The sequence below is a fragment of the Bifidobacterium sp. UTBIF-78 genome (genome assembly GCF_006408945.1).
Lineage (GTDB): Bacteria > Actinomycetota > Actinomycetes > Actinomycetales > Bifidobacteriaceae > Bifidobacterium > Bifidobacterium myosotis.
Genome location: NZ_JFAO01000035.1, coordinates 35,382 through 46,293 on the forward strand (window position 1 = coordinate 35,382; position 10,912 = coordinate 46,293).

The window sequence follows — 10,912 nt, forward strand, 5'->3', positions numbered from 1 at the left end:
CCTGAGAGGTGGGTACGAGAGTCGAACTCGTCTATACGGCTTTGCAGGCCGCTGCCTAACCGCTTGGCTAACCCACCGTAAGGTCTGTCAACTCATCGGACCTAGAGCGGACAACGGGACTCGAACCCGCGGTCTCAACCTTGGCAAGGTTGCGCTTTACCAACTAAGCTATGTCCGCATGTGTCTTGCAGGGGAACACCAGAAGGCGTCTCGCCGAAGCACGAGTGATTACTATACTCACATGCCTGTAATTCGTCCAGTCACGGCGTGTCGCCTTGTGACAGTTGATGTTCGCGCCCATCGAAACTCCGCTCGCTGATGGCTAAAGGCGGCATCGGGCATGGTCGCGTCCTTTACGCTGGAGAGTATGAGTGAAGAAGCGAACGCCCAGACGCCGGTGATGATCGCCGCATTCGAGGGATGGAACGACGCCTGTCAGGCCGCCACGAATGTGGTGCGTCATCTGGTCCGCCGCTACGAGTCCCGTGAGATCCGGCATATCGACTGCGACGGGTTCTACGACTATCAGGTGGCCCGTCCGATGCTGTGCCATGTCTCCGGCCGGGCCACGCTGGTGTGGCCGCAGACCACGTTCTACGACATCACCCTCGACGCCAACCGTCATCTGTACGCGCAGATCGCCCCCGAGCCGAACTACCGCTGGCAGGAGTACTGCGCGCAGAGCCTGCATATCGCCGAAGAGCTGGACGTGGCGCAGGTGGTCACACTCGGTTCGATGTTCTGCGACTGCCCGCACACGCGCCCCCTGCCCCTGTCCGTGAGCGACGGCGAACGCCAATGCGAATGCGACCGGGAATACAACGGCCCGGTGGGAATACCCACCGTGCTTGATCTGGCCGCGGCCGACCGGGGATTCGGCCATGCCTCCATGTGGGTTTCCATCCCCCAATATCTCGGCAGCGACGAATGCGCGGCCGGCACGCTGCGACTATTGGATGCGCTGGGCAAGCGCATCGGCTTCACCTTCGACACGGGCGATCTCAAGCGCAAGGCTGAGCACTGGAAGGCCCAGGCCTCAGTGCTGGTGCGGTGCAACGACCAGCTCAGAGAATACGTGGAGCATCTCGAACGCGACTACGACCTCAAATGCAAGGCCGACGAGGAAGCCGGCCTGGGCACCCCGCAGTGCGAGCAGCTGATCCGTGAGGCCGAGGCGTTCCTGCGGCAGATGGGCGACTAAACCGACGCCGCGGTCTCGGCGCACGTCCGGCCGTCGCATCATTGTCAGTGTCCCGTGTCAATAATTCGTTGGTTTTTTGGGTCCCCTTGTTAGGACGTTGCCGTGAAGTGGCGTGGCATACTGGGGCGTCGAATCGGCTGACCAGATAATCGTCGGATTATCGTCGATGGGGCGTCGGCGGACCCATTTTTCCGCCGACGCCCCATCCCTTTTGTCTCAGCAGCGTTCCCGCGCCTACGCCGCGACCATGGACGGATCGATGGCGGGAAGAACACCGGTGATGAGCAGCAGCGCCACCACCACGGCCAGACCGATGCGGTAGATGGCGAAGGCCTTGTAGGAGAACGTGGCCACGAACTTCAGGAAGCCGATAATCACCACGTAGCCCACGAAGAACGAGACCAGCGTGGCGGCGATGGTGGGGCCCCAGCCGGGGAACGCTCCGATCGCCGTGCAGGCGGCGGCGTCACCGCCGGAGCAGGCCGCGACGTCCTTGACTGCGGAGACGGTTTCGAGAATACCGGCGCCGAACACCGCCGGGATGGCCATGAGGAAGCTCACCCGAACGGCGGCCTCACGGGTGTAGCCCATCGCACGGCCGAAGGTGATGGTGCCGCCGGAACGCGAGACGCCCGGGATAAGCGCCAGCATCTGGCCGATGCCGAACAGCAACGCGTCCTTCCAGGTCATCTGCTTCATGGTCTTGAGCTGCTTGGAGCGCGCGTCGAACACCCACAGCAGCACGCCGAAGATGATGAGCACGGTCACCGTGATCCAAAGGTTGCGCAGGGTGGTCTCGATGGCGTCCTTGAACAGCAGTCCGGCGATGAGAATCGGCATGGTGCCGATGATGATGAACCATCCCATCTGCGTATCCGGATTATGGGCGCCGAGACGGCTTTTGAGGTCTTTGCCCTCCTTGCCGAACAGGGAGCCGAACCATGCGCCCAGAATGCGGATGATGTCCCGTCGGTAATACAGGATGACGGCCAGCTCCGTGCCGATCTGGATGATGGCGGTGAACGCCGCGCCGGGGTCGCGACCGATCATCAGGTCGCCGATGATACGGATGTGGGCGCTGGACGACACCGGCAGGTATTCGGTGAGCGCCTGGACCAGACCCATGAAAAGCGCTTGGAAGAAATTCATAACCCTTCGTCACTTCCGTGATATGTGATGTATCTGATGTACGTACTGTGGTAGACGGAAGAACACGATACCCAAAGGGGCGTAGAACAACACTAGGAAAACGTAAACTGCACGGCTTCTACAATGAAACCGTCACCCGCGCCACATGCATCACATGCGAATCACATGCAACGCAATCGCAGGATGTACGATGCGCGTAGGCAATACGCGTGACAGCCGACGCGCATGGGCGAAACGAGCGAACCAAGAGTTAAGGAGTGGTCATGACCGTTTACCGCAAGAGCAGGGCGTTTGCGCCGCAGGGGTTCTTCGAATGCGAGGGGCGCGGGCTCAAATGGCTGGGCGAGGCGCACGCGCAGGGAGGTCCGCGCGTGGTCGAGGTGTACGACTGGGGCAAGGATTACCTGGACATTGAGCGCATCTCCAGCTCCTCCCCGACGCCCAAGGCCGCGCATGATTTCGGTGCGGCGCTGGCCCGCATGCACGACGCCGGCGCCCCGTACTTCGGCTCGGCCCCGGAAGGGTACGACGGTACGTGCTACTTCGGCCCCCTGCAGGACCCGGTGAAGATGGACACCGGCGAATGGACCGATCCGATCAGCTACTTCGCCGATGGCCGGTTGCGCCCGATGGTCGATCTGGGCGTGCGCCGCGGCGAGCTCGACCATCGCGACGTCGAATTGACGGAACGGGTGATCGAGGCGCTGCCGGACATCATGGGCCGGGCGGCCGATGACAAGCCCGCGCGCATCCACGGCGACCTGTGGAACGGCAATGTGATGTGGACCGCGGACCGCGGCCATTCGGAGGCCGTGCTCATCGACCCCGCGGCCCACGGCGGCCATCGCGAGGAGGATCTGGCCATGCTGCACCTGTTCGGCATGAGCTACCTGAGCGAGATCACCGACGGATACCAGTCCGTCCACCCGCTCAAGGCCGGCTGGCAGGAGCGCATCACGCTGTGGCAGCTCTATCCGATCGCCGGCCATTGCGTGTTCTTCGGCGGCGGCTACGTGAGCGAGTACCGCTCGATGTGCCGCTCGCTGCTCAAGTAGCCGCAGTGATACTAAACGGTATTAGTGGGCTGCGTCAGAATCGCCTTGCCGAATTGGCTACCCCTCAGTCCCGCTTCGCGGGTCAGGTCGTCCTGCAATTTTGGACGCGCCCCGCGCGCAACGTCCTAACAAGGGGAGCCAAAATCAACGAATTAATGACGCACGATATGGGACGAAACATAAGTCCGGAACGACCTTGACTTATGTTTCGTCCCGTTTCCGGATAACAAAGTGGGATGAAACGTAAGTTGGCTTCGTCGCTAACTTACGTTTCATCCCACTGTTGCGCCGCTGAGTGCTCAGCCCAGCGCGTCCTTCAGCTTCGAGAAGAACCCGCCCTTCTTCTGGCCGCCACCGGTCTGAGGACGGGACGCCTGCGACACATGGCCGGCGTCCGCATCATGGGAGGCCGCGAACTGTTCGATGAGGCCGCGTTCGTCATCGTTGAGCTTGGTGGGAATGAGCACGTTCACATGTGCGACGAGGTTGCCACGCTCATCGTTGCGGCGCAGGTTCGTCACGCCCAGACCTTTGAGCGTGACCGTATCCTCCGGCTGGCAACCGGCGGGGATGGTCACGGTCTGCTCGCCGTCGAACGTGTCGATGGTGAGATCGTGGCCGAGCACCGCCCAGCTCATCGGCACCTGAATCCAGCAGTGCAGGTCGTCGCCGTCGCGCGTGAACTGCTTGTCCGCCCGGATATGAACGTCGATGTACAGGTCGCCCGCAGCGCCGCCGCCCTCGCCGACCTCGCCCTGGTTCGCCAGACGCAGGCGCGCGTTGTCGTTGATGCCCGCGGGCACGGTCACGCCGACGTTGCGCGTGGTGCGCACGCGACCGTGGCCCATGCAGCTCGGGCACGGGTTGGTGATGATGGTGCCGTGGCCTTCGCAGCGCTCGCATGGCGCCGAGGTCATCATCTGGCCGAGCATGGTGCGCACGACCTTCTGCCGGAAGCCCTGTCCGTGGCAGTCGGGGCAGGTGACCGGCTGGGCGCCGCCCTGGGCGCCGGAACCGCCACATTCCTGACACAGCGAGAACGTGTTGATCTTCACATGGGCCGTGCCGCCGAACACCGCGGTCTTGAGGTCGATGGATGCGGAGGCCAGCGAATCGCGACCGGGCTGGGTGCGCGACACGGGCCCCTGCGCGCCGCCGCCGAACGCCGATCCGAAGAACGTGGAGAAGACGTCGCCCATGTCGCCGAACCCGGCGCCGGAGAAGCCGCCCGCGCCGCCGTTCGGGTCGTTGGGATCCACACCGGAGTCGTACATGCGGCGCTTGTCGGGGTTGGACAGCACGTCGTAGGCGTTGTTCACTTCCTTGAACTTGTCCTCGAACTCCGGCCCCGCGATATCAGGGTGGTATTTGCGGCTGAGCTTGCGGTAGGCCTTCTTGATCTCGTCGTCGCTGGCGTTGCGGTCCACGCCCAACGTCTCGTAATAATCTGCCACTTAATTTGTTCCTTTGTGTTCGTTTGGTCCGCGGGTTATTGTGCCATATCCCGCGGTCAGTGGACGACCGATTCGTCCGCGACTGTCCGTCTAGGCCAGCCCGTCACGGACGAACGCCGTAAGATACCGTGCCACCGCCTTGACCGCCGCCATGGTGGCGGCATAATCCATGTGCGTGGGACCGATGGATCCGACGAAGGCGATGGGTTCGTCGGCGGAACCGGACGTGTCACCAACGGACGATTCATCCCCATCCTGCTCCCCGTCCGCGTCGCGCGCCGCAGCCGCACGCCCGTAACCGCTGCTCACCACCGAGGCGTGCAGCAGCTCCGGACTGTGGTTCTCCGACCCGATGGACACGCCCACGCCCGAAGCGTTCGTCTCCTCGCTCAGGTTGCTCATGAGCTTCATGAGCACCACCTGCTCCTCCAGAGCGTCGAACAGCGGGGCCAAATCGGCCACGGATTGGGTATGGGCGAGCCGGGAGGCGCCGGACATATACAGCTCGTTGGCCCGTTCGTCCAGCGCCATCGATTCGAAGGCGTCGGCCAGCGATTCGGCCACCGCGCGCACGTCCTCATATCCCACGGAGGAGCCGATGGCACGCACCGTTTCGGCCGATCGCGACAGCGACAGGCCATTGCACTGCTCGTTGACCGCATTGGACAGACGCGCGACCGCGTCGGTCGGCGGCATCGCCGAGACGCCGAGACCATGCTGCGCCACACGGCCGCTGTCGGTGATGACCACGGCGAGCAGGGTGGTCATGGCGACCGGCACCATCTCCACATGGCGCAACGTGGCCTTGGCCAGCGACGGCGACGCCACGACGGCCACTTGGCCGGTAATCTCCGAAAGCAGACGCGCCGAACGCTGCAGCGCGTCGGTAAGGCTCACCGAACCGGACAGGAAACTGTTGATGCCCCTGCGTTGGGCCTCGCTGAGCGGCACCACGGTGGCCAGCCGGTCCACGAAATAGCGGTACCCCTTTTCGGTGGGCACACGGCCCGCCGAAGTGTGCGGCTGGATCAGATAGCCCTCGTCCTCGAGCGCGGCCATGTCGTTGCGTATGGTGGCCGAGCTGACCCCCAGATGGTGTTGTTTGGTCAGTGACGTGGACCCCACCGGTTCCTGCGAGCGGATGTAGTCCTCCACCACGGCGCGCAGCACCAGCATGCGTCGCGATTGCGTCATGCGCGCCTCCTTATATATGGCAAGAATTCATGCACGGTTCATCTGCGTTCCTCATGCGACTTTCAGACGACCTAACAAACGCCCCGATTCGCACCCATTCCATTGGAATTCCGCCGAATCGAGGCGCCGCCGGTCGCAATCGCCTACGCAGCTACCGCGTACCATTGTATTAGCACTCCGGCGTTTCGAGTGCTAACCCGTTCATTCGTAGCGAAGTGACGATAATTGTGAACGCTAACAGCACACAAGTTACCAAAACACGCCAAAATTGCACCACAACGTCGCAAACCGACGCTAGCATGGGAAACGCAATGTGAGGGCGTCTTGCGCTCGGCACAAGCCGGATACGCGGCCCGACCAATTGGAAGGAAAGTAATCCATGACCGAATTCAAGGAGACCGAACTGGACGAACGCGCCATCAAGATGGCCAAGGTCCTGTCGGCCGACGCGGTTGAGAAGGCCGGTTCCGGCCACCCCGGTTCCCCCATCTCCCTGGCGCCCGTCGCCTACACCCTGTACCAGCACTTCATCAAGCATGATCCGAACGATCCCAACTGGGAAGGCCGCGATCGCTTCATCCTTTCGGGCGGTCACGCATCCCTCACCCAGTACGTTCAGCTGTACTTCTCCGGCTACGGCGTGACCCTGGACGACCTCAAGCACTTCCGCGGTGGCGCCGACACCCGCACGCCGGGCCACCCGGAATACGGCCTGACCCCGGGCATCGAGATGACCACCGGCCCGCTGGGCCAGGGCTTCGCCTCCGCCATCGGCTTCGCCTACGGCGAGCGTTTCCAGCGCGGTCTGCTCGACCCGGAGACCCCGAAGGAAGAGTCCCCGTTCTACCACAAGATCTGGGCCATCTGCGGTGAAGGCGACATCGAGGAAGGCATCTCCGGCGAGGCCGCCGCTCTTGCCGCCAACCAGAAGCTCGGCAACCTGACCGTGATCTTCGACGCCAACCGCATCCAGATCGAGGGCGACACCAACCTGGTGCTGGCCGAGGACGTGCTCAAGCGCTTCCAGGCCTACGGCTGGTACACCGACGAGTTCAGCTTCATCCAGCCCGATGGCTCCTACAAGGAGGACATCGAGGGTCTGGCCGACGTGATCGCCAAGGCCGAGGCCGCCGCTCCGGATCAGCCGAAGCTCATCAAGGTCCACTCCCTGATCGCCTGGCCGACCCCGGGCAAGACCAACGACCCGTCCTCCCACGGCTCCAAGCTGGGCGCCGAGGCCGTCGCCGGCCTCAAGAAGCTCCTCGGCTACGACCCGGAGGAGTCCTTCCATGTCGATGAGGAGGCCCTCGCCCACGCCCGCAAGGTCGCCGAGCGCGGCCTCGAGGCCCACAAGGAATGGGACGAGAAGTTCGACGCCTGGCGCAAGGCCAACCCGGACAAGGCCGCCCTGTACGACCGCATCAAGGCCGGCAAGCTGCCTGAGGACTTCGACAAGGCCATCGACGATCTCGAGGCCACCTTCGAGGTCGGCAAGGGCGTCGCCACCCGTGGCGCCTCCGGCTCCGTCCTGAACGCCATCGCGGCCGTCATGCCGGAACTCTGGGGCGGCTCCGCCGACCTCGGCGGCTCCAACAAGACCGACCTCAAGGGCGCCGCCACCTTCGCCCCGGCCGAGTGCGCCACCGCTCAGTGGCCGAACTGCAACGAGTTCGGTCGCCAGCTGCACTTCGGCGTGCGTGAGTTCACCATGGGCTGCATCACCAACGGCATCCTGCTGGGCTCCCACACCCGTCCGTTCGGCGGCACCTTCTTCATGTTCTCCGACTACGAGCGCTCCGCCGTCCGTCTGGCCGCCCTCATGGAGATTCCGAACCTGTACGTGTGGACCCACGACTCCGTGGCCGTGGGCGAGGACGGTCCGACCCATCAGCCGGTCGAGCACCTGGCCTCCTTCCGCGCCATCCCGCAGCTCGAGGTCATCCGTCCTGCCGACGCCTTCGAGACCGCCGAGGCCTACCGTTACTTCTTCGAGAAGAAGAACACGCTGCCGGGCGCCATGGTGCTGACCCGTCAGGGTGTCCCGACCCTCGCCGAGACCGCCGCCAAGGCCAAGGAAGGCGTCAAGAAGGGCGCCTACGTGCTCGTCGACACCGAGGGCACCCCAGACGTCATCATCATGGCCTCCGGTTCCGAGGTCCAGTGGGCCGTGGCCGCCGCCAAGACCCTGGCCGAGAAGAGCATCAAGGCCCGCGTGGTCTCCTTCCCGTCCATGGAGTGGTTCGAGGAGCAGGACGCCGAGTACAAGGAGGCCGTGCTTCCGGCTTCCGTCAAGGCCCGTGTCTCCGTCGAGGCCGGTGTGGCCATGCCGTGGTACAAGTACCTCGGCACCTACGGCAAGCCGGTTTCCATCGAGCAGTTCGGCCTGCAGGGCAACGGCGCACAGAACATGATCGACCTCGGCATCACCGCCGAGCATGTGGTCGAGGCCGCCGAGGCTTCCCTGGCCGAGGTGAACGCCTGATTCGGTTTTCCCGTATCGGCGCGTCCATATAACCGAATGATTTTGTTGGCTCCCCTTTCCGAGGGGAGCCGTCAGACGAAAGTCTGACCGGAGGAGAGCAATGCTTGAGCCCACTCCCCTCCGGTCCGCATCAGCGGGCGGCTCCCCTCATTCACGGAAAAGGGAGCCTAGGGCGAAATCCATCAAGGAGAAAACACAATGACTGAAGCAACTCAGCGTACGTCCGACAACGGCGTTTCCATCTGGCTGGACGATCTGTCCCGCTCCCGCATCGAGTCCGGCTCCCTGCAGGACCTCATCGCCAACAAGAACGTCGTTGGTGTGACCACCAACCCGTCCATCTTCCAGAAGGCCCTGAGCCAGGTCGGCCCGTACGACGCTCAGCTCAAGGAACTCGGCAAGGTTGACGTCGAGACCGCCGTGCGCGAGCTCACCACCACCGATGTGCGCAACGCCACCGACATCTTCCGCGAGATCGCCGAGGCCACCGACTTCGTCGACGGCCGTGTCTCCATCGAGGTCGACCCGCGTCTGGCCCACGAGACCGAGGCCACCGAGAAGCAGGCCGTTGAGCTGTGGGAGAAGGTCAACCGTCCGAACGCCATGATCAAGATCCCGGCGACCCTCGAGGGCCTGCCGGCCATCACCGCCACCCTGGCCAAGGGCATCTCCGTCAACGTCACCCTGATCTTCTCGCTCGAGCGCTACGAGCAGGTCATCGACGCCTACATCGAGGGCATCGCCCAGGCTGACGCCAACGGCCACGACCTCAAGCACATCGGCTCCGTCGCTTCCTTCTTCGTCTCCCGCGTGGACACCGCCGTGGACAAGCTGCTGGAAGCCAACGGCTCCGACGAGGCCAAGGCCCTCGAGGGCAAGGCCGCCGTGGCCAACGCCCGTCTGGCCTACGAGCTGTTCGAGAAGAAGTTCGCCGAGGATCCGCGCTGGGCCGACCTGGCCGCCAAGGGCGCCAAGGTCCAGCGTCCGCTGTGGGCCTCCACCGGCACCAAGAACCCGGCCTACTCCGACTGCAAGTACGTTGACGAGCTGGTTGCCAAGCACATCGTCAACACCATGCCGGAGAAGACCCTGAACGCCCTGGCCGACCACGGCAACGGCGCCCCGTCCATCGAGGGCACCTACGAGGAGTCCCACGCCATCATCAACAAGCTGGCTGAGCTGGGCATCAACCTCAAGGACGTCACCGACAAGCTGGAGGCCGACGGTGTCGCCGCCTTCATCAAGTCCTGGGATTCCGTGCTCGCCGACGTGCAGTCCGGCATCGATCGCGTGAACGCCTGAGACCATTTGCGGCGGTAGACGTCTTATAACGTCCCTGCCGTGAGGTTTTCAAGGGGGCTTCCCTTCCAATCCACTGCGGGTTGGGAGGAAGCCCCCTTTGTTTATGGACTGGTTGTTACAGGCTGGTTGTTATGGACTGTCACGGATTTCCGAGGACTGCCATCGACCGCTTCATCCGAATCAGTGGGAGATCCACAAAACGACTGCATGTACGCGTCTCGGCGAAGGTCCCGCGTACTTACCGTCCCTCTTAAGCCCAAAACAGACGGTAAGTACGCGGGACCTTCGCCGAGACGCGTACTTACCGCCTGTTGTCATCACCAAACACGTAGCGCGTCCACCAGCCCATCCAGCCATACGCGCATGCGGCGCAGGCCCTCTGCGGTGTCCTCGGCGGTGCCGACGTAGGACAGGCGCACGTAGCCGCGACCCCGCGAGCCGAAGCCGGACGCCGGGGTCACCACCACTTTGGCCTCGTGCAGCAAGCGTACGGCGAAGTCGTGGTCGTTCATGCCGGTGGCGGTCACGTTGACGAGGATGTAGAACGCGCCGTCCGGCACGTTGCAGGTCACCAGCGGCATATCGGCCACGGCCGCGACCACCATGTCACGGTTTGCGCGGTAGGCGGCCTTCATCGTGGACAGAATGTCCGCCGCGCCCTCCAGCGCGGCCACCGCCCCGGCCTGTAATGCACCTGGTACGCAGGACACTACGTTCTCCTGCATCACCGTCATCCGGTCGATGATCGGTTTCGGCCCGAACGCGCAGCCGATGCGCCAGCCGGTCATCGCGAAGGTCTTGGAGAAGGAATCGACCACGATGGTCCGTTCCTTCATACCGGGCATCGACGCGATGGACAGGCATCGAATGCCGTCGTCGTACACGAACGCGCGATACACCTCGTCGCTGATCACCCACAGGTCATGCCGGCGGGCCACGTCGGCGATGGCGGCCAGCTCCTCGGGGTCGATGATCGCGCCGGTGGGGTTGGACGGCGAGTTAAGCAGCAACGCTCGGGTCCGCGGCGTGATCGCCGCCTCGGCATCTGCCGCGCGCATGCGGAAGCCATATTTCT

At 63.7% G+C, this 10,912-nt stretch carries 8 protein-coding genes and 2 tRNA genes; 4 read left to right on the forward strand and 6 right to left on the reverse strand.

The genetic code is table 11. The features are described 5' to 3' along the window. Nucleotides 1-6: 6 nt before the first annotated feature. Nucleotides 7-77: transfer RNA gene (locus tag BG22_RS08285), tRNA-Cys, on the reverse strand. 28 nt (nt 78-105) lie between these two features. Continuing rightward, a tRNA-Gly gene (locus BG22_RS08290) sits at nt 106-178 on the reverse strand. Nucleotides 179-367: 189 nt separating this feature from the next. On the opposite strand from BG22_RS08290, the gene BG22_RS08295 reads away from it, so the two are divergent. Beyond that, on the forward strand, nt 368-1,201 hold the full coding sequence (locus BG22_RS08295; protein ID WP_169834116.1) for a PAC2 family protein: 834 nt from the start codon (nt 368-370) through the stop codon (nt 1,199-1,201). Nucleotides 1,202-1,435: 234 nt separating this feature from the next. Here BG22_RS08295 and BG22_RS08300 read toward each other — a convergent pair whose 3' ends face one another. Next, nucleotides 1,436-2,350: an undecaprenyl-diphosphate phosphatase gene (locus BG22_RS08300; protein WP_094668120.1), complete on the reverse strand. Its 915-nt coding sequence runs from the start codon at nt 2,348-2,350 to the stop codon at nt 1,436-1,438. Between the two features lie 263 nt (nt 2,351-2,613). Between BG22_RS08300 and BG22_RS08305 the strand changes: the two genes are divergently transcribed. Then, entirely contained in the window at nt 2,614-3,405 is a 792-nt protein-coding gene (locus BG22_RS08305; RefSeq protein WP_140494751.1) for a fructosamine kinase family protein, read from the forward strand. A 299-nt stretch (nt 3,406-3,704) separates the two neighbouring features. Here BG22_RS08305 and dnaJ read toward each other — a convergent pair whose 3' ends face one another. Next, nucleotides 3,705-4,859 carry a molecular chaperone DnaJ gene (gene dnaJ, locus BG22_RS08310; RefSeq protein WP_140494753.1) on the reverse strand — a complete coding sequence of 385 codons (1,155 nt, stop codon included), beginning with the start codon at nt 4,857-4,859 and terminating at the stop codon, nt 3,705-3,707. A gap of 90 nt (nt 4,860-4,949) precedes the next feature. Next, nucleotides 4,950-6,053: a heat-inducible transcriptional repressor HrcA gene (gene hrcA, locus BG22_RS08315; protein ID WP_094668123.1), complete on the reverse strand. Its 1,104-nt coding sequence runs from the start codon at nt 6,051-6,053 to the stop codon at nt 4,950-4,952. Between the two features lie 379 nt (nt 6,054-6,432). Between hrcA and tkt the strand changes: the two genes are divergently transcribed. Then, on the forward strand, nt 6,433-8,535 hold the full coding sequence (gene tkt / locus BG22_RS08320; protein ID WP_140494755.1) for a transketolase: 2,103 nt from the start codon (nt 6,433-6,435) through the stop codon (nt 8,533-8,535). A gap of 198 nt (nt 8,536-8,733) precedes the next feature. Next, a complete protein-coding gene (gene tal, locus BG22_RS08325) occupies nt 8,734-9,837 on the forward strand; it encodes a transaldolase (RefSeq protein WP_094668125.1) in 1,104 nt (367 codons plus the stop codon). 317 nt (nt 9,838-10,154) lie between these two features. Here tal and BG22_RS08330 read toward each other — a convergent pair. Further along, a partial coding sequence (locus BG22_RS08330; RefSeq protein ID WP_140494757.1) for a pyridoxal phosphate-dependent aminotransferase occupies nt 10,155-10,912 on the reverse strand: 758 nt, incomplete at its 5' end.